18 protein-coding genes are annotated in these 17,533 nt (G+C 75.5%); 13 read left to right on the forward strand and 5 right to left on the reverse strand.

Annotated features, from left to right (window positions below):
• The first annotated feature begins 16 nt into the window (after positions 1-16).
• Positions 17-658 (forward strand): DUF2567 domain-containing protein, encoded by a 642-nt coding sequence (locus DQ241_RS14980; RefSeq protein WP_113830996.1) that lies wholly within the window; start codon positions 17-19, stop codon positions 656-658.
• Positions 659-664: 6 nt separating this feature from the next.
• Here the strand turns inward: DQ241_RS14980 and DQ241_RS14985 are convergent, their stop codons facing one another.
• Positions 665-1,492: an LON peptidase substrate-binding domain-containing protein gene (locus tag DQ241_RS14985; RefSeq protein ID WP_113830997.1), complete on the reverse strand. Its 828-nt coding sequence runs from the start codon at positions 1,490-1,492 to the stop codon at positions 665-667.
• A gap of 167 nt (positions 1,493-1,659) precedes the next feature.
• On the opposite strand from DQ241_RS14985, the gene hisD reads away from it, so the two are divergent.
• Genes hisD through DQ241_RS15010 form a run of 5 tightly spaced genes read left to right on the forward strand, consistent with a single transcriptional unit; the run spans position 1,660 to position 5,458 of the window.
• Positions 1,660-2,964, forward strand: a complete 1,305-nt coding sequence (gene hisD, locus DQ241_RS14990) for a histidinol dehydrogenase (RefSeq protein ID WP_113830998.1) — start codon at positions 1,660-1,662, stop codon at positions 2,962-2,964.
• On the forward strand, positions 2,961-4,073 hold the full coding sequence (locus DQ241_RS14995) for a histidinol-phosphate transaminase (protein WP_113830999.1): 1,113 nt from the start codon (positions 2,961-2,963) through the stop codon (positions 4,071-4,073). Before hisD ends, DQ241_RS14995 begins: the two co-directional genes overlap by 4 nt.
• A 5-nt stretch (positions 4,074-4,078) precedes the next feature.
• Positions 4,079-4,675 (forward strand): imidazoleglycerol-phosphate dehydratase HisB, encoded by a 597-nt coding sequence (hisB, locus tag DQ241_RS15000; RefSeq protein ID WP_113831000.1) that lies wholly within the window; start codon positions 4,079-4,081, stop codon positions 4,673-4,675.
• Positions 4,676-4,679: 4 nt separating this feature from the next.
• A complete protein-coding gene (locus DQ241_RS15005) occupies positions 4,680-4,859 on the forward strand; it encodes a hypothetical protein (RefSeq protein ID WP_113831001.1) in 180 nt (59 codons plus the stop codon).
• On the forward strand, positions 4,856-5,458 hold the full coding sequence (locus DQ241_RS15010) for a nucleotidyltransferase family protein (RefSeq protein ID WP_113831002.1): 603 nt from the start codon (positions 4,856-4,858) through the stop codon (positions 5,456-5,458). Before DQ241_RS15005 ends, DQ241_RS15010 begins: the two co-directional genes overlap by 4 nt.
• Here DQ241_RS15010 and DQ241_RS15015 read toward each other — a convergent pair.
• Positions 5,451-6,689 carry an HNH endonuclease signature motif containing protein gene (locus DQ241_RS15015; protein ID WP_199584587.1) on the reverse strand — a complete coding sequence of 413 codons (1,239 nt, stop codon included), beginning with the start codon at positions 6,687-6,689 and terminating at the stop codon, positions 5,451-5,453. The two genes, DQ241_RS15010 and DQ241_RS15015, sit on opposite strands and share 8 nt — an antisense overlap.
• Before the next feature lie 168 nt (positions 6,690-6,857).
• Between DQ241_RS15015 and hisH the strand changes: the two genes are divergently transcribed.
• Together hisH and DQ241_RS15025 are read left to right on the forward strand one after the other, a co-directional pair.
• Positions 6,858-7,496, forward strand: a complete 639-nt coding sequence (gene hisH / locus DQ241_RS15020; protein WP_113831004.1) for an imidazole glycerol phosphate synthase subunit HisH — start codon at positions 6,858-6,860, stop codon at positions 7,494-7,496.
• 41 nt (positions 7,497-7,537) lie between these two features.
• Positions 7,538-9,880, forward strand: a complete 2,343-nt coding sequence (locus tag DQ241_RS15025; RefSeq protein ID WP_113831005.1) for a M20/M25/M40 family metallo-hydrolase — start codon at positions 7,538-7,540, stop codon at positions 9,878-9,880.
• Here the strand turns inward: DQ241_RS15025 and DQ241_RS15030 are convergent.
• Entirely contained in the window at positions 9,877-10,635 is a 759-nt protein-coding gene (locus DQ241_RS15030) for an SDR family NAD(P)-dependent oxidoreductase (protein WP_113831006.1), read from the reverse strand. The genes DQ241_RS15025 and DQ241_RS15030 overlap by 4 nt on opposite strands.
• Complete coding sequence (locus tag DQ241_RS15035) at positions 10,622-11,221, reverse strand: nitroreductase family protein (RefSeq protein ID WP_113831194.1); 600 nt, start codon at positions 11,219-11,221, stop codon at positions 10,622-10,624. Before DQ241_RS15035 ends, DQ241_RS15030 begins: the two co-directional genes overlap by 14 nt.
• A gap of 51 nt (positions 11,222-11,272) precedes the next feature.
• Here DQ241_RS15035 and priA point away from each other — a divergent pair, with 51 nt between their 5' ends.
• From priA to hisF, 3 genes are read left to right on the forward strand one after another with little or no spacing between them, the layout of a single operon-like run.
• Entirely contained in the window at positions 11,273-12,004 is a 732-nt protein-coding gene (gene priA, locus DQ241_RS15040) for a bifunctional 1-(5-phosphoribosyl)-5-((5-phosphoribosylamino)methylideneamino)imidazole-4-carboxamide isomerase/phosphoribosylanthranilate isomerase PriA (RefSeq protein ID WP_113831007.1), read from the forward strand.
• The gene (locus DQ241_RS15045) at positions 12,001-12,393 is read left to right on the forward strand and encodes a RidA family protein (protein WP_113831008.1); all 393 of its coding nucleotides are present in this window, start codon (positions 12,001-12,003) and stop codon (positions 12,391-12,393) included. The genes priA and DQ241_RS15045 overlap by 4 nt, the downstream gene beginning before the upstream one ends.
• Positions 12,390-13,160, forward strand: coding sequence for an imidazole glycerol phosphate synthase subunit HisF (hisF, locus tag DQ241_RS15050; protein WP_113831009.1), 771 nt, complete (start codon positions 12,390-12,392; stop codon positions 13,158-13,160). The genes DQ241_RS15045 and hisF overlap by 4 nt, the downstream gene beginning before the upstream one ends.
• Here hisF and DQ241_RS15055 read toward each other — a convergent pair.
• A complete protein-coding gene (locus DQ241_RS15055) occupies positions 13,157-13,759 on the reverse strand; it encodes a TIGR03085 family metal-binding protein (RefSeq protein ID WP_113831010.1) in 603 nt (200 codons plus the stop codon). The genes hisF and DQ241_RS15055 overlap by 4 nt on opposite strands.
• Before the next feature lie 117 nt (positions 13,760-13,876).
• Between DQ241_RS15055 and DQ241_RS15060 the strand changes: the two genes are divergently transcribed.
• Both DQ241_RS15060 and DQ241_RS15065 read left to right on the forward strand, forming a co-directional pair.
• The gene (locus DQ241_RS15060; protein WP_233492453.1) at positions 13,877-15,652 is read left to right on the forward strand and encodes an ABC transporter ATP-binding protein; all 1,776 of its coding nucleotides are present in this window, start codon (positions 13,877-13,879) and stop codon (positions 15,650-15,652) included.
• Entirely contained in the window at positions 15,649-17,487 is a 1,839-nt protein-coding gene (locus DQ241_RS15065; protein ID WP_199584588.1) for an ABC transporter ATP-binding protein, read from the forward strand. The genes DQ241_RS15060 and DQ241_RS15065 overlap by 4 nt, the downstream gene beginning before the upstream one ends.
• Positions 17,488-17,533 lie beyond the last annotated feature (46 nt).

Here is a 17,533-nt window from a genome sequence, read left to right on the forward strand (position 1 = left end):
GTTGTTCACTGGGTCCGTGAGCACCCCGCCGTTCCCGCCCGGCCCGCCGTTCCCCGCGGGGCACCCGGGGCCCTCGCCGGATGCCCGCTGGGGTGGCCGCCGCGAGCTGCGTGCCGACCGGCGCAGTGCCGTCGTGCTCGCGCTGGGCCTGGCCCTCGCCGGCATACCGGCGGGCGTGCTGTGGCGGGTGCTCGCCCCTCGGGCAGACTTCCGGATCACCGAGGCCGGGCCGGTCCCCGTCGGCACGCCGTCCAGCGAGCTGCTCGCCGCCGTCGACGGGGTGTTCGTGCTGGTGCTCTCCGCAGCCGGCCTGCTGGCCGGGCTGGTCGCCTGGCTGCTGCGCCGCCGGCGCGGGGTCGCGGTGGTGCTCGCCCTGGCACTGGGGACCGCGGCCACCGGGCTGGTCGCCTGGCAGGTCGGCGAGCTGCTCGCCCCCGGGCCCTCCCGGGAGCAGCTCACCGAGGTGGGTGCGCGGGTGAGCACCGGGATCGAGCTCGGCTCGCTGCCGGCGCTGGCGGTCGCGCCGTTCGTCGCGCTGCTGGTCTACGTCCTCGGCGTGCTGGTCAACGCCGACGACTCCCTCGGCCGGCCCGGCGGGGGAGCAGCCCGCGGTGCCGGCGAGCCCGAGCAGCAGCCGGAACCGGCGGCCCTGGGCTGACCTGCGTCAGTTCACCGTCATCGGCGTCGCGAACCGCTGCAGCGGCACGGGGACGGCGCCGATCGTCTGCAGCAGCGTGAGCTCCCGGCGGAGCAGCCGCGACTCCGCGGCCAGGCGCCGCCGGGTGGTCGACTCGGCCAGCAGCGCCTGGCGGTCCTCCGTCGTCAGGAGCGCCGCCGAGGCGACCAGCCAGGACAACGCCACCGGGTCGTCGGCGACCGCCGCGAGCAGCGCCGCCCGCTCGGCGTCCTCTCCGCCGCTGCCGGCACCGAGCTCGGCGACCTCGCCGACGTAGTCGGAGAAGAGGTCCTGCACCCCCTGCGCGAGGACGGCCAGGGAGTCGCGGGCCACCGACGAGACGACCTCGTCCAGCTCGTCGTCGCAGGCCGGCACCCCGCCGGGGGCGGCGATGCCTGCCCCCGGCAGCACCAGGCCCTCGGTGTCGGCCGCGGCCTCCTCGGCGGCCTCCTCGTCGGCCAGCCACTCCACCTCGCCCTGCAGGTACGGCGGGTCGTCGGCGACCACGACGTCCAGCAGCCGGAACCGGTCCCCGCCCACGGTCACCACCCGGAACCCGCCGTCGGCCTGCGGGCGGACCATCTGCAGCCGGGCGGTGCAGCCGACGTCGTACAGCGCCTCCGCCGGCGCGACGCGCTCGACCTCCCAGCCCTGCCGGATGGCGACGACCCCGAAGAAGCGCCGCTCGCTGTCCTCGGGCAGGGCCTGCAGGTCGTCGACCAGCCGGCGGTAGCGGGGCTCGAAGACGTGGAGGGGCAGGACCACGCCGGGGAACAGGGGGGTCCCGAGCGGGAAGAGGGGGATGAGCTCGCCCATCCCGGCAGCCTACGGTCGCGCCCGCGACGGCGTCGGACGGTCCCGCCCGGGCGCTGGCTACGCTGGAACCTCCGCTCACCCACACCGTGTCGTCCCCCGCCCACCCACCGTGTCTTCCCCCGCCCACCCACCGTGTCTTCCCCCGCCCACCCACCGGAGGCCATCCCGTGCTCGCCCGCATCGACCTGCGTGGATCCGCGCTGCCGGGGAGCCGTGACCTCGCCGGCCTCCTGCCGCGGGCCGCCACCGACATCGACTCGGTCCTGGCCACGGTCCGCCCGCTGTGCGAGGACGTCCGCATCCGCGGCGCCCAGGCGGTCCGGGAGATCACCGCGCGGCTGGACGGTGTGGACAACGAGGACTTCGCGGTGCCGCACGAGGCGCTGGACCGCGCGCTGGCCGAGTGCGAGCCGGCGCTGCGGGCGGCGCTCGAGGAGGCGATCTCCCGGGTGCGGACCGTGCACGCCGACCAGCGGCGCACCGACGTCACCACCCAGGTGGTCCCCGGCGGCACGGTCACCGAGCGCTGGGTGCCGGTGCGCCGGGTGGGCCTGTACGTGCCCGGCGGCCTGGCGCCGCTGCTGTCCAGCGTGGTCATGAACGTCGTCCCCGCGCAGATCGCCGGCGTGGAGTCGATCGCCGTCGCCTCCCCGCCGCAGCGCGACCACGGTGGTCTGCCCGACCCGGGTGTGCTCGCCGCGTGTGCGCTGCTGGGCATCCGCGAGGTCTACGCCGTCGGCGGGGCGCAGGCCATCGCGATGTTCGGCTACGGCGCCGGCTCGTGCGAGCCGGTGGACATGGTGACCGGCCCCGGCAACGTCTACGTGACGGCGGCCAAGCGGCTGCTCCGCGGGCTGATCGGGGTCGACGCCGAGGCCGGCCCGACCGAGGTGGCGATCCTCGCCGACGACACCGCCGACCCCGCGCACGTGGCGGCCGACCTGATCAGCCAGGCCGAGCACGACCCGCTGGCCGGTGCGGTGCTGGTCACCCCGAGCGAGGAGCTGGCCGACGCCGTCCTGTCGCTGGTGCCGGGTCAGGTGGCGGCCACCAAGCACTCCGACCGGATCACCACGGCCCTGAACGGCAGCCAGTCGGGCGTCGTGCTGGTCGACGACCTCGACGCCGGCCTGCGGGTGGTGGACGCCTACGCCGCCGAGCACCTGGAGATCCAGACCCGGGACGCGCGGGAGGTCGCCGCGCGGGTGCGCAACGCCGGCGCGATCTTCGTCGGGGCGTGGTCGCCGGTGTCGCTGGGCGACTACTGCGCCGGGTCCAACCACGTGCTGCCCACCGGCGGCTGCGCGCGGCACCAGAGCGGCCTGTCGGTGCAGTCGTTCCTGCGCGGCATCCACGTCGTCGACTACGACGAGCAGGCGCTGGCCGGCGTGGCCGCGCACATCGACGCCCTCGCCGGCGCGGAGGACCTCCCCGCGCACGCGGCGGCGGTGCGGATCCGGCAGCGCTCGTGAGCTCCTTGGACGAGCTCCCGCTGCGGCCGGAGCTGCGGGGCCGCACGCCCTACGGCGCCCCGCAGGTGCCGGCGACGCACCGGCTGAACACCAACGAGAACCCGCACCCGCTGCCCGACGAGCTGCTCGCCGACCTGGGAGCCGCGCTCGGCCACGCGGCGCTGGAGCTCAACCGCTACCCCGACCGGGACGCCCGCGCGCTGCGAGCGGATCTCGCCGCCTACCTGTCCCGGACGGCGGGCGTGGTCGTGGCGCCGGAGCAGGTGTGGGCGGCGAACGGGTCCAACGAGGTGCTGCAGCAGATCCTGCAGGCCTTCGGCGGCGCGGGGCGCACGGCGCTGGGGTTCACGCCGTCGTACTCGATGCACCCGATCATCGCGGCCGGCACCGGCACCGGCTGGGTGGACGGGCACCGCCGTGCCGACTTCACGATCGACGCCGCCGCCGCGGCCGCGCAGGTGCGCGAGGTATCGCCCGACGTCGTCTTCGTGACCAGCCCGAACAACCCCACGGGGACCGCCGTCGCGCTGGAGACCATCGTCGAGCTGTACGACGCGACGTCGGGCGTGCTGGTGGTGGACGAGGCGTACGCGGAGTTCGCCCGCACCGGGACGCCGTCGGCGCTCACCCTGCTGCCGGGGCGGCCGCGGCTGATCGTGAGCCGGACGATGAGCAAGGCGTTCGGCATGGCCGGGCTGCGGCTGGGCTACCTGGCCGCGGACCCTGCCGTCGTCGACGCGCTGCAGCTGGTCCGGCTGCCGTACCACCTGAGCTCGCTGACCCAGGCCGCGGCGCGGGCGGCGCTGGCGCACACCGACGCGCTGCTGGCGACGGTCGACGCGGTCAAGGCCGAGCGCGACCGGATCGTCGCCGCGCTGCCCGCCATGGGGCTGACCAGCGTGCCCAGCGACGCCAACTTCGTGCTGTTCGGCCGGTTCGCCGACGCTCCGGCGGCCTGGCAGGCGCTGCTGGACCGCGGGGTGCTGGTCCGCGACGTCGGGCTGCCCGGCTGGCTGCGGGTGACCGCCGGCACCACCGCGGAGACCGACGCGTTCCTCACCGCGCTGGGTGAGGTCGCACCGTCGTTCCGCGTTCGTGAGGGAGACTGACCACCATGAGCCGCACTGCACGAGTCGAGCGCGAGACCAGCGAGACCAAGCTGGTCGTGGAGCTGGACCTCGACGGCACCGGGACCAGCGCGATCAGCACGGGCGTCGGGTTCTACGACCACATGCTGACGGCGCTGTCCAAGCACAGCGGCATCGACCTCACCGTCCGGGCCGACGGCGACCTGCACATCGACGCGCACCACACCGTCGAGGACGTCGCCATCGCGCTCGGGCAGGCGTTCGCGGAGGCGCTGGGCGACAAGCGCGGGATCACGCGCTACGGCGACGCGACCATCCCCATGGACGAGGTGCTCGCGCAGGCGGCGGTCGACCTCTCCGGGCGGCCGTACTTCGTGCACGCCGAGCCGGAGAACATGACGCCGATGATCGGGCCGGACTACCCGACGTCGCTCACCAAGCACGTGCTCGAGTCGTTCGCCTTCAACGCGCGGATCAGCCTGCACGTGCGGGTGCTGTACGCCGGCCGCGACGCGCACCACATCGTGGAGGCGCAGTTCAAGGCGCTGGCCCGGGCGCTGCGCACCGCGGTCGCGATCGACCCGCGGGTCACCGACGTCCCCTCCACCAAGGGCGCGCTGTAGCCCCATGACGTTCGGTCTGGTGCTGCTGATCTTCGGCGGCTTCCTCCTGGGCGGAACGTGGAGCGTCTGGCAGTCGGGGCAGGACGAGGGCCGGCCGCGCTCGGGGCCGCAGATCGCCCTGGCCGCCGTCATCCTGATCGCGGCGCTGCTGGCCACCGTCGCGGGGATCCTCTACCTGGTGTGAGCCGGGCGGCTGACGAGGAGCGGTTCCTCGGGATCGTGCTGGCCGACCCCACGGTGCGCGCAGTCCTGCACCGCGCCCCCGCCCTGGGCCTGGCGGACTGGTGGCTCACGGCCGGGGTGCTGTTCCAGACGGTGTGGAACGACCTCACAGGGCGGCCGCCCGGGACCGGCATCCGGGACGCCGACTTCTTCTACTTCGACGAGGACACCTCGTGGGAGGCGGAGGACGCCGTCATCCGTGCCGGTGCCGAGCTCTTCGCCGATCTGCCGGTCCCGGTCGAGATCCGCAACGAGGCCCGGGTGCACCTCTGGTACGCCGAGCGCTTCGGGACGCCCGCCCCGCCGTTCCGCGACTGCGCCGACGCCATCGACTCCTTCGCCGCGGTCTGCTGCGCCTACGGGGTGACGGTGGACGGCGACGGCCGGCCGCGGGTCTACGCACCGTTCGGCTACGACGACCTCTTCGCGCTCGTGGTGCGACCTAACCCGCGACTCGCGCCGCGGCACGTCTACGAGGCCAAGGCGGAACGGTGGCTGGGGGAGTGGCCCGAGCTCACGGTCCTGCCCTGGTCGGAGGGACCCGGAGAGACGCTCAGCTGAGGAGCAGGAAGGGTTCGCCGATGAGGATCTCGGTGCCGTCGGGCCGGTAGGTGTGCCATCGGCCGGCGGGACCTCGTTCGATCCGGAAGCCGTGGTGGACCTTGGTGTGGTGCCGTTCGCAGACCAGGGCTGAGTTCTGCAGGTCGGTGCGGCCGTTGTCGGCCATCCACTCGTCGAGGTGGTGGGTGTCGCACCACCAGGCGGGGGCATCGCAGCCGGCGAACACGCAGTGCCGGTCGCGCAGCTCGGCGGCGCGGCGGATGTGCGGCGGGAACAGGCGGGTGCTGCGGCCCATCTCCAGCGGCACCCCACCGGGGCCCATCACCACGCGGGTGATCTGCCCGTCGCAGGCCAGCCAGCGGGCGCGCGCAGCGGAGATCTCCGCCCCGAACCCGGTCCGGGCCGCCGCCGGGCCGGTGGCGGGGTCGACCAGGTCCTCCAGCGGGATGGTGACCACCACCTGCGGCTTGTGCCCGCGCAGCGTGGGCAGCGAACCGGTCGCGAGGGCGTTATCGCACAGCTGCACCAGCGCATCACCCTGCCGCTGGGCGCGGGTGCGGTCGTCTCCAGCCGGCCGGGAGGCCTGCAGGATGGACTCGACCGCGGCGAGCAGCTTCTCCCCGCCGATCGCGTCGAGCTCGAACCGGCCCGCGACGCTGCCGTCGTCGTGCCGGGTCCACGCCAGCCGCCGGGACTCGGTCGGATCCGGCTCGGGGCCGTCTGGGTCCAGGCGGGCCAGGTAGTGCGCGACCACCTGCCGCAACTCCGCGTGCGGCCGGGTGGCCGCGATGCCGGCCAGCAACCGGTCGACCTCGCCGACGTCGACGCCCTGCTCGGCCGCGGCGGCGAGGTTGCCCGGCTCCACCACCGGGGCCACCGCGGCGACCGCCTCCACCGGCAGCGCACCCGCCGACGCTGCTTCAGCAACCGCCGGCAGCTGCTCCAGCGCCCGGCCGGCCTTCACCAGCTGGTTCGCCGATCCGGCCGGCAGCCGCGCGTGACCGCGGAGCCAGGACGCCATCGTCGCCTTGCCGTCGTGCTCGGACGCGCCCACGACCTCGCAGCGGCGCACCGTGCGCGCCACCTCCGCGCCGACCCGGTTCAGCACCGCCAGCAGCGGACCCAGCCGCTCGATCAACGCCGGCCCGGCCAGCTCCTCGACCGGCTCCGCGGCCAGCTCGTCGAGCGCGCCGGTCACCCGGTCCACGGCAGACGAAGCGTTCGAACACATGTGCGAAGTCTAGCGACGATCCGGGTGCCGCGCAGGACGTTTCCCCAGGTCAGCGGTCTGTCCACAGATCCGGGCAGCCCCTTGACAGGCGGCTCAGGCGTGGCGCCCGTCGCACCGCTCCCGGGAATCCCGGCGGGGCCTCCCGCGCTGGTCGGTAGCGTGGCAGGTGTGAAGAAGGTGGCGGTCCTCGACTACGGCTCGGGCAACCTGCGCTCGGCCGAGCGCGCGCTGCAGCGGGTCGGTGCCGACGTCACCGTGACCTCGGACGCGCAGACGGCCCTGGAGGCCGACGGTCTGGTCGTCCCCGGCGTCGGCGCGTTCGCGGCGTGCATGGCCGGGCTCAAGGCCGTCGACGGGCCGCGGATCATCGGCCGCCGGCTGGCCGGCGGGCGCCCGGTGCTCGGGATCTGCGTCGGCATGCAGATCCTGTTCGAGCACGGTGTCGAGCACGGCCACGACTCCGAGGGCTGCGGCGAGTGGCCCGGCGTCGTCGAGCAGCTCGAGGCACCCGTGCTGCCGCACATGGGCTGGAACACCGTCCAGGCGCCGCGGGACACCGTCCTGTTCGACGGGCTCGAGGACGAGCGCTTCTACTTCGTGCACAGCTACGGCGTCCGCAACTTCACCCTCGGCCAGGACGGTGCGGATTCGCCGATCGCCCCGCCCAAGGTCACCTGGGCCGAGCACGGCGACCGCTTCGTCGCCGGCATCGAGAACGCCGCGCTGTCGGCGACGCAGTTCCACCCCGAGAAGAGCGGGGACGCCGGCGCCCAGCTGCTCACGAACTGGCTGCGCACGCTCGACTGAGCCTGCCGGTCGGCGGGCCCCGGCTCGCCTAGGGTGACGCGGTGCCGAGCCAGCGGTCCCCGCGACGCCCCGGCCGGATCGCCGGCCTCCTGCTCGTCGCCGTCCTCCTCGCCGTCGTCGCGGCCACGGTCGTCTCGCTGCGTCCGCCGTCCCCGGCGCCCGGGGACGCTCCGGCGGGCGGGTTCAGCGCCGCCCGGGCGTTCGAGCAGGTCGAGGTGGTGGCCGCCGAGACCCACGTCGCCGGCAGCGCGGCGGGCGCCCGCGTGGTCGAGCACCTCGTCGACCGGCTCACCGACCTCGGCCTCGACACCCGCGTGCAGAACGCGGTGGGCGCCGGCCAGTGGAGCCCCGGTGAGGCCGAGATGGCCCGCGTCCGCAACGTCGTCGGCGTCCTCCCCGGCTCGGAACCCACCGGCCGGCTGTTCCTCATGGCCCACCACGACTCGGTCGAGACCGGCCCCGGCGCCTCCGACGACGCCTCCGGCGTGGCGGCGCTGCTGGAGACGGTCCGCGCGCTGACCGAGGGGCCCGCGCTGCGCAACGACGTGGTCGTCGTCCTCACCGACGCCGAGGAGGCCTGCCTGTGCGGCGCCCAGGCGTTCGCCGCCGCGCACCCGCTCGCCGCCGAGGGCGGCGTCGTCCTCAACTTCGAGGCCCGCGGCACGACCGGTCCGCCGATCATGTTCGAGACCTCGCTCGGCAACGCCGACCTCGCGGGCGTCTTCGCCGACGCCGCGCCGCACCCGGTGGCCAGCAGCTTCGCCGTCGAGGTGTACCGGGCGCTGCCCAACGACACCGACTTCAGCGTCCTGCTGCGCGACGGCGACTTCACCGGCATGAACACCGCCTTCATCGACGGCGCAGCCGGTTACCACACCCCGCAGGACACCCCGGAGAACCTCGACCGCCGCACGCTGCAGGCGATGGGCGACAACGCCCTGGCCCTGACCCGCGCCCTGGGCGACGCCGACCTCGCCACCCTGGACGAGCCGGGCGACCAGGACGCCACGTACTTCCCGGTCCTCGGCGAGATCGTCCGCTACCCGGGCAGCCTGGTCTGGCCGCTCGCCGTCGCCGCGCTGGTCGCCGTCGCCGGCTTCGTGCTCGTCCTCGCGCGGCGCGGCATCGCCACCCTCCGGCGCAGCGCGGCCGGAGCCGGGTTGGCGCTCCTCCCGCTCGCCCTGGCGCCGCTGGCCGTGCAGGGGATGTGGGCGCTGCTGGTCCGGATCCGCCCGGGCTACGCGGACATGATCGACCCCTGGCGGCCGGGCTGGTTCCGGCTGGCCGCGGTCGCGCTCGTCGCCGCCGTCGTCCTGGCCTGGTACGCGCTGGTGCGTCGCCGGGTGGGCGGCGCGGCGCTCGTCGCGGGCGCTCTCGTCTGGTCCGCCGTCCTGGGCGTGGTCCTCGCGGCCGTGGCCCCCGGCGGGTCCTACCTCGCGGCCTGGCCGGCGCTGGCCGGAGCGCTGACCGGCATCGTCGTCGCGCTCGCCCCGGCCGGGCCGGTGCGGCTGCTGGCGGCCCTCGTCTCCGGCGCCGTCGCGGCCGCCGTCCTCGCGCCGACCGTCGCGCTGTTCCTCCCCGCGCTCGGGCTGTCCGCCGGCGCCGCGCCCGCGCTCGTCGCCACGCTGCTCGCCCTCGCGCTGCTGCCCGCCGTGGAGCTGCTCTTCCCCGATCCGGACGGGGCCGCCGGCCGCTGGTCCGCCGCCGCGGTGCCTGGCGTCGCCGCCGTCCTCGCCGCGGCCTGCGTGGTCGTCGGCCTGCAGGTGGACCGGTTCGGCGCGGCCACCCCGGTGCCCAGCCAGCTCGTCTACGCCCTGGACACCGACTCCGGCGAGGCGTGGTGGGCCAGCGGGGAGAGCTCGCCCGGCGACCACACCGGCCGCTACGTGGACCGCCGCGGCGAGCTGCCCGTCGACTTCCCGTACCTCGCCGGCCGCGAGCTCGCGCTCGGCGACGCCGAGGCGGCCGCGCTGGCGCCGCCGGAGGTGACCGTGCTGAGCGACGCCGAGGTCGGTGGGCGCCGCGAGGTCACCGTCCAGGTCACGCCGCGCCGCGACGGCGTGCGGCTGGTCGCGCTGGACATCCGGGCCGACGGCGGCACGATCGCCCGCGCCCGCGTCGACGGCTGGGCCGTTCCGGAGGAGGCGGTCGGCCGGTCCTCGCTGTGGCTGACCGTGCACGCCCCGCGGGCCGACGGCGTGCAGGTCGCGTTCAGCGTCGAGGGGGACGGCCCGGTCGCCCTGCGGGTCGTCGACGGCAGCGACGGGCTTCGCGGCCTGCCCGGCTTCGAGGCGCGCCCCGAGGGCGTGGACGCGGCCGGCACGCACAGCTCCGACCTGGTCGTGGTCTCCGGGACGACGTCGCTCGGGCGGGTCCGGCCCTAGCGCAGGTAGGAGGCGCCGTTGACGTCGACGATCGTGCCGCTGGAGAACCTCGCCCCCGGCGAGGCCAGCCACACCACCGCCTCGGCGACCTCCTCGGCGCGGGCGACCCGGCCGAACGGCGACTGGCCGCGGATCGCGTCGCCGGACGGGCCGTCGAGCACCTCGCGCGGGCGCTCGGTCTGCACGAACCCGGGCGCCACGCACGTCACCGAGATGCCGTGCGGCGCCAGGGCCACGGCCATCGACTGGGCGAACGCGTTGAGCCCCGCCTTGGCCGCCGCGTAGGCCGGCGCCGCCACCTCACCCCGGAACGCCGCGCGGCTCGACACGTTCACGATCGCGCCGCCGCCCGCGGCGACCAGGTGCGGCACCGCCCGGAAGGTGGCGTTCGCCGCGGCCACCAGGTTGAGCTGCAGCGTCCGCGCCCAGGAGTCCTGCCAGTCGCCGTAGGACGTCGTCAGCGGCGGGTGCTCGACCAGCCCGCCGGCGTTGTTGACCAGCACGTCCAGCCCGCCCAGCGCATCGGCGGCCCGGTCGACCACCTCCGCCACCGCGTCTGCGTCGGTGAGGTCCCCGCCGACGACGGCGTGCCCCCCGCCGGGGAGCTCCGCGCGCACCCGCTCGGCGGCGTCCACCGACGAGCCGGAGTGCACCACCACCCGGTCGCCCCGGGCGGCGAAGGCGTGCGCGATCGCCCGCCCCACGCCCCGGGACGAACCAGTCACCAGGACCGCCCGGCCCTCACCAGCTGCCACGGTGCACGACCTCCTCCACGGGGCGCCGTCCCCGGCGCAGCGACGGCGACCGGCGGTCCTCGCCGCCGGGGTAGCCGATGGACACGCAGCCGACCGGCCGGTATTCCGTGGGCACACCGAACGCCGCCCGGAACCCGGCGACCCGCTCCGGCGGGACGCCGAAGAAGCACGCGCCCAGCCCCTCGTCCACCGCGGTCAGCAGCATGAGCAGCGCGGCCATCCCGGCGTCGACGTCCCAGTAGGGGACCGGCCAGCGGGACTCGTCGCGGTCGGTCCACCCCTTGTCCGGCTCCGCGTACCGGTCGAGGTAGGCCTCCTTGTTGGCCAGCGGCACGACGAGCAGCGGCGCCCGCCGCATCCGGGTCAGCCAGCCGTCGGGGGCGCCGGGCCCGGTGGTCGCGGCCCAGAACCGCTCCCGCTCCTCGGGGGTCTCCAGCACGAGGAAGGCCCAGCCCTGGCTGAAGCCGGCCGACGGCGCCCGGATCGCGTGCTCCAGCAGCTTCTCCCGCACCTCGGCCGGTACCGGCCGGTCGGGGTCGTAGTCGCGCACCATGCGACGGCGGCGGACCACCTCTGCGAACTCCACGCCCACAGCCTGCCGCAGGTCCCCGACGGGCCCGCTCCTAGGCTGGTCGTCGTGCCGAAGCTGCAGCTGCTCCCCGCCGTCGACGTCGCCGACGGTCAGGCCGTCCGTCTCGTGCAGGGGGAGGCCGGGAGCGAGACCTCCTATGGCGACCCCCTCGAGGCCGCGATGCAGTGGCAGCGCGACGGCGCCGAGTGGGTGCACCTGGTCGACCTCGACGCCGCGTTCGGCCGCGGCTCCAACCGCGAGCTGCTGGCCCGCGTCGTCGGCGAGCTCGACGTCGACGTGGAGCTGTCCGGTGGCATCCGGGACGACGAGTCGCTGGCAGCCGCCCTGGCGACCGGCTGCCGCCGGGTCAACCTGGGCACCGCGGCGCTGGAGTCGCCCGAGTGGTGCGCCCGCGCGATCGCCGAGCACGGCGACCGGATCGCCGTCGGCCTCGACGTCCGCGGCACCCGGCTGGCCGCCCGCGGCTGGACCCAGGAGGGCGGCGAGCTGTACGAGACCCTCGCCCGCCTGGACGCGGAGGGCTGCGCCCGCTACGTCGTCACCGACATCACCAAGGACGGCACCCTCAAGGGGCCGAACCTGGAGCTGCTGCGCGAGGTCTGCGCCGCGACGCCGCGCCCGGTCATCGCCTCGGGCGGCGTCAGCTCCCTGGACGACATCCGCGCGCTGGCCGGGCTGTCCGCCGTCGGCGTCGAGGGCGCGATCGTCGGCAAGGCCCTGTACGCGGGCGCGTTCACCCTCCCCGAGGCGCTGCGGGTGACCGAGGAGCTGGCGTGAGCGTCGTCCGGTTCGCCTCCGGCGCGCCGTGGGAGGGCGTCGTCGGCTACAGCCGGGTCGTCGTCCGCGGCGACACCGCGTGGGTGAGCGGGACGACGGCGACCGTCGACGGCGTCGTCGCGCACCCGGGCGACGCCGCCGCGCAGACCCGGCAGGCGCTGACCAACCTGCAGCAGGCCCTCGAGCGGGCCGGCTTCAGCCTGGCCGACGTCGTCCGCACGCGGATGTTCGTCACCGACATCTCCCGGTGGGAGGAGGTCGGGCGGGTGCACGGCGAGTTCTTCGGCGACGTGCGCCCCGCCACCTCGATGGTGCAGGTGGCGGCCCTGATCGACCCGGCGATGCTGGTCGAGATCGAGGCCGACGCGGTGCGCGGGGTGCCGGCATGAGCCTGTCCGTGCGCGTCATCCCGTGCCTGGACGTCGACGCCGGCCGGGTGGTCAAGGGCGTGAACTTCGTCGACCTGCGCGACGCCGGCGACCCGGTGGAGATGGCCCGGGTCTACGACGCCGAGGGCGCCGACGAGCTCACCTTCCTCGACATCACCGCCAGCTCGGGCAACCGCGAGACGACCTACGACGTCGTCCGGCGCACCGCGGAGAGCGTCTTCATCCCGCTGACCGTGGGCGGGGGAGTGCGCAGCACCGACGACGTCGACAAGCTGCTGCGGGCCGGGGCCGACAAGGTCGGCGTGAACACCGCCGCCGTCGCCCGGCCGGAGCTGATCGCCGAGATCGCCGACCGCTTCGGCAACCAGGTCCTGGTGCTGTCGGTGGACGCCCGGCGGGTGCGCGAGGGTGCGGCGACCGACTCGGGGTTCGAGATCACGACCCACGGCGGCCGGCAGGGCACCGGACGGGACGCCGTCGAGTGGTGCGTGCGGGCCGCCCAGCTGGGCGTGGGGGAGATCCTGCTCAACTCGATGGACGCCGACGGCACCCGTGCCGGCTTCGACACCGAGCTGATCCGCGCGGTGCGCCGCGAGGTCACCGTGCCGGTCATCGCCAGCGGGGGAGCGGGCAGGGTCGAGGACTTCCCGGCCGCGGTCGAGGCCGGCGCCGACGCCGTGCTGGCCGCCAGCGTCTTCCACTTCGGCCAGCTCCGGATCGGCGACGTCAAGGGCGAGCTCGCCCGCGCCGGCGTCCAGGTCCGCTAGGAGACGGTCACCCGGGCGACGTCGCGCCGGCCGGACGCCCACAGCAGCAGCTCCAGCGGCTCACCCTCGACCGTGCGCTCGCCGGCGCCGATCCGGGCCTCCGCCTCGGGCCGGTCGGGACGGCGGAGCACGGCCCCGCGGCGGCCGGCGCCGCGCCGGGCGTAGAACGTGGCGGGGGTCCAGAACTGGTCCTGCTCCGCCGTCGGCAGGTCGCGCGGCTGCCAGCCCGGCTGGGCCCGCCGCACGTCCTCGTGGTGGATGGCGAACTCCGGGACGTTCAGCGCCGACAGGCCGGGCCACGACAGCGGCGACCAGGCCGGTGGGCCGGTGCGGACGCGCGCCACCAGGTCGGCGTACGAGGTGCCCTGGCGCAGCCGGTCCTCGACCCGGTGCGACCACGACCCCAGCCGGGACAGGCCGGGGACCATCTCCAGGCCGTAGCCCGGCATCGCGTCGGGCCGGCGGTCACGGGCGACGAGGTGCGCCGCCAGGTGTGCCGTCGTCCACCCCTCGCAGCAGGTCGGCGCGTCGGGGCCCAGCTCGCTGAGCAGATCGGCCAGGGCCCGGCGCTCGCGCTGGGCGAGGGAAGAGACGGTCACCGCGCGAAGTTACCGGCATCGGTGCTCCGGGAAACCGGCACCGTCCGTCGGACCGTTTAGCGCACCTAACGACCGCGTAGCATGCGGGAGCTGTCCCGCCCGACCCCGAGGAGACCCGTGCCGCGCCGTCGAGACGCCGTCGTCCGGCGCGGTCTGCGCCACGTCGGTCGGGCCGTGGCCGGCCAGCCCGGCATGTTCGCCGCCGCGGTGAGCGCCAGCAGCGTCTACGGCGCGATGACGGTGGCCAGCGCGTTCGTGATCGGCGAGATCACCGACCGGGTGCTGCTGCCCTCGTTCGAGGACGGCGCGACGACCGGGACGGCGCTGACCCTCGCCGCGGTCGCGATCATCGCCGTCGCGCTGCTGAAGATCGTCGGCATCATCGGCCGCCGGCTCTTCGCCGGGATCATGCAGTACCGCCTCCAGGCCGACCTGCGCCGCCGGGTCACCGGCCAGTACCTGCGGCTGCCCCTGTCGTGGCACCAGCGCCACCCCACCGGCCAGCTGCTCTCCAACGCGAACTCCGACGTCGAGGCGGCGTGGTTCTTCGTCGCCCCGCTGCCGTTCGCCTGCGGCGCGCTGGTGATGATCGCGATCACCGTCACCGCGCTGATCGCCACCGACCCGCTGCTCGCGGTCGTCGGGCTGGTCGTCTTCCCGCTGGTCTTCGTCGCCAACGCCGTCTACTCCCAGATCATGAGCCCGCGGATGCAGCGGGCCCAGCAGCTGCGCGCCGAGGTCAGCGAGATCGCGCACGAGAGCTTCGACGCCGCCCTGGTCGTGAAGACCCTCGGCCGCGAGGCCTCCGAGACGGAGCGCTTCGCGGCGCGCGCCGACGAGCTGCGCGACGGGCTGGTGGCCGTCGGCCGGGTGCGCGGCCTGTTCGACCCGATCATGGAGGCGCTGCCCAACCTGGGCACGCTCGCCGTCCTGCTCATCGGGGCGCACCGCGCCGCGGACGGCGCCACCGACGCCGGCGACCTGGTCTCCATCGCCTACCTGTTCACCCTGCTGGCCCTGCCGATCCGCGCGATCGGCTGGGTGCTGGCCGACCTGCCCCGGGCCCTGGCCGGCTACGACCGGGTCACCCCGGTCCTCGACGCCACCGGCGAGACGCCCTACGGGCCCGATGCCGCCACCGCGACCGCGACGGGGGCCGGCGTCGGGGTGCAGGGCGTGGACTTCCGGTTCGACGGGGCCGCCACCCCGACCCTGCGCGAGGTGACGTTCGATGTCGCTGCCGGCCGCACCGTGGCCGTGGTCGGGCCGACCGGCTCGGGCAAGTCCACCCTGGCCGGGCTGCTCGTCCGGCTGACCGACCCCGTCGACGGCGCCGTGCTGCTCGACGGCGTGGACCTGCGCCGCCTCCGCGAGGGGGAGGTGAGCGACCAGGCCGCCTTCGTGGCCCAGAGCGCGTTCCTCTTCGACGACACCGTGCGCGGCAACGTCACCCTCGGCGGCGAGCACTCCGACGACGAGGTGTGGACGGCGCTGCGGGTCGCCGCCGCCGACGGCTTCGTCTCCGCCCTGCCCGACGGCCTCGACACGCGGGTCGGCGAGCGCGGTGCCTCGCTGTCGGGCGGCCAGCGCCAGCGGCTCGCGCTCGCCCGAGCCGTCGTCCGGCGCCCCCGCCTGCTGGTCCTCGACGACGCGACCAGCGCCGTGGACCCGGCGGTCGAGGCGCGCATCCTCGACGCGCTGCGCGCCAGCGAGAGCCCGGCGACCGTCGTCGTCGTCGCCTACCGCCAGGCCACGATCGCGCTGGCCGACGAGGTGGTGTGGCTCGAGGGCGGCCGCGCCGTCGCCCGCGGCACCCACGACGAACTGCTCGAGCAGGTGCCCGGCTACGCGGCACTCGTCCGGGCCTACTCGCAGGCGGAGGTGACCGCGTGACCGCGGCGACGCTGGAGATCGCCGGCGAGCGGCGGGAGGGCGCCGTCGCCACGCTCCGGCGGGGCCTGCGGATGATGCCCGAGTTCCGCCGCGGCCTGCCGGCGACCTTCGCCCTGGCCCTGCTCGCCACCGCCGGCCGCGTCGTGGTGCCGATCGCCGTCCAGCAGGTCATCGACCGCGGGCTGAACGCAGCCGGCGGCCCCGACCTCGGGCTGGTCACCGGGCTGGTGGTCGCCTGCGCGCTGGTCGTCGTGCTCACCGCCGTCGCGGTGTACCTGATGAACGTCCGGCTCTTCCGGACGACGGAGACCGCGCTGGCCGGGCTGCGGGTGCGGGCCTTCCGCCACGTGCACGACCTCTCGGTGCTGCACCAGCAGGGCGAGCGGCGCGGTTCGCTGGTCTCGCGGGTCACCAGCGACGTCGACCAGCTCTCGGTGTTCATGCAGTGGGGCGGCGTGCTCGGCCTGATCAGCGTCGGGCAGCTCGTCGTCGCCACCGCGGTGATGTTCTTCTACTCCTGGCAGCTGACCCTGCTCGTGCTCGCCTGCTTCGTGCCGCTGGTGATCGCCATCCGCTGGTTCGCCCAGCGGCTGCAGGTGGTCTACGGCGTCGTGCGGGAGCGGGTCGGCGACGTGCTGGCCGCCGTCGCCGAGTCCGTGGTCGGTGCCCCCACCGTGCGTGCCTACGGCATCCGCGCCCGCACCGCCGCGCGCATCGACGCCGCGATCGACCGGCACTACCGGGCCTCGGTGCAGGCGCAGAGGACCACCGCGGCGGTGTACGTCAGCGGTGAGTTCGTGGCCGCCGTCGCCAACGCCGCCGTCGTCGTGGTCGGCGTGCTGCTGGGCCTGGCCGGCGACATCACCGCCGGGACCCTGGTCGCCTTCCTCTTCCTCGTGACGCTCTTCGTCGCGCCCGTGCAGACGGCCAGCGAGGTGCTCAACGAGGCGCAGAACGCCGTCGCCGGCTTCCGCCGGGTGCTCGACGTCCTCGACACCGAGCCCGACGTCCGCGACCCGGCGATCGCCACGCCGGACCGGGTGCGCGAGCTGCCGCCGGGACCGCTCGGGGTGCGCTTCGAGCACGTCACCTTCCGGTACGCACCCGGCGCCCGCGCCGCCCTCGACGACGTCCACCTCGCCATCGCCCCGAGGACCCGCGTCGCCATCGTCGGCGAGACCGGCTCGGGCAAGACCACCTTCGCCAAGCTGGTCACCCGGCTGATGGACCCGGTCGAGGGGCGGGTGCTGCTCGGCTCGGACGACGCCGGCTGGGTGCCGCTGGCCGACGTCGCGTTCGCCTCGCTGCGCTCGCGGGTCGTGATGGTCCCGCAGGACGGTTTCCTCTTCGACGCCTCCGTCGCCGACAACGTGCGCTACGGGCGCCCGGGCATGACCGACGCCGAGGTGGCCACCGCCTTCGACGAGCTCGGCCTCGGCGCCTGGGTGGCGGGTCTGGAGCAGGGCGTGGCGACGCCGGTCGGCCAGCGCGGCGAGTCGCTGTCGGCGGGGGAGCGGCAGCTGGTCGCGGTCGCCCGCGCCTACGTGGCCGACCCGGACCTGCTGGTCCTCGACGAGGCGACCAGCGCCGTCGACCCGGCCACCGAGCAACGGCTCACCCGCGCGCTGGACCTGCTCACCACCGGCCGGACCACGCTGACCATCGCGCACCGCCTCTCCACCGCCGAGCGCGCCGACGAGGTCCTCGTGGTCGACGCGGGGCACGTGGTGCAGCGCGGCTCGCACGCGGAGCTGGTGGACGCCGACGGCGTCTACGCGCGGCTGCACGCGTCCTGGCGGCGCTCCTCCGCGGGGGAGCCCGAGCCGGTCGGCTGACCCGGCCGGGCGAGTCGCCCCCGGCACGGGCGGTGCAGCGAGCGCC

This window comes from Blastococcus sp. TF02A-30, assembly GCF_003319185.1.
Classification (GTDB): Bacteria; Actinomycetota; Actinomycetes; order Mycobacteriales; family Geodermatophilaceae; genus Blastococcus.

Excerpts from the sequence above, each read along its gene's own strand:
- DQ241_RS14985 (WP_113830997.1), bottom strand. The coding sequence starts at position 1,492 with ATGGGCGAGCTCATCCCCCTCTTCCCGCTCGGGACCCCCCTGTTCCCC.
- hisB (WP_113831000.1), top strand. The coding sequence starts at position 4,079 with ATGAGCCGCACTGCACGAGTCGAGCGCGAGACCAGCGAGACCAAGCTG.
- DQ241_RS15005 (WP_113831001.1), top strand. The coding sequence starts at position 4,680 with ATGACGTTCGGTCTGGTGCTGCTGATCTTCGGCGGCTTCCTCCTGGGC.
- DQ241_RS15015 (WP_199584587.1), bottom strand. The coding sequence starts at position 6,689 with ATGTGTTCGAACGCTTCGTCTGCCGTGGACCGGGTGACCGGCGCGCTC.
- hisF (WP_113831009.1), top strand. The coding sequence starts at position 12,390 with ATGAGCCTGTCCGTGCGCGTCATCCCGTGCCTGGACGTCGACGCCGGC.